The organism is Pseudoalteromonas fuliginea (genome assembly GCF_000690055.1).
GTDB lineage: Bacteria > Pseudomonadota > Gammaproteobacteria > Enterobacterales > Alteromonadaceae > Pseudoalteromonas > Pseudoalteromonas fuliginea.
In genome coordinates this window covers 1-388 of the sequence record NZ_JJNZ01000136.1, presented here as the reverse complement: position 1 = coordinate 388, position 388 = coordinate 1, and the positions used below count along the sequence as shown (strand labels likewise).

Genomic DNA, 388 nt, shown 5'->3' with positions numbered 1-388 from the left:
GTCTGTCTGTAAAATGTGCTTTTTTCATAATTTTCTCCTGTGTTTACAATAAGAGAAAACTCTACGTTTGGCATCTATTATTTTTGGGGGGGGATTACCCTTTATTGTTTTAAATTCAATGACATGGTCATTTTTACCCGCGCTGGAAATGATTTCATACTGTAAGTCGGGCCTTGCTGGTATCAGCCAGTGCCTCATCTTCCCAGTTTGGTGCCAACGGTTTAACAGGCCTAAAGAATAATATCCTTTATCAAATATAGTCAGTGAATTATCTGGTGTACGTTCAATTAAACGCTCAGCTAATTTCATCTCGTTGGTTTTATAGTTATCAAACTCGCTACAGAGCAGTTGATGGCTGGTCAATTCCATATGACAGACCATGCGTATT

General features: G+C 38.4%; 1 protein-coding gene. It reads right to left on the bottom strand.

Annotation, left to right across the window (positions count from 1 at the left end; genetic code table 11):
* Positions 1 to 24: 24 nt before the first annotated feature.
* On the bottom strand, positions 25 to 388 hold a 364-nt coding region (locus DC53_RS0120865), incomplete at its 5' end, for a transposase (protein WP_033032349.1).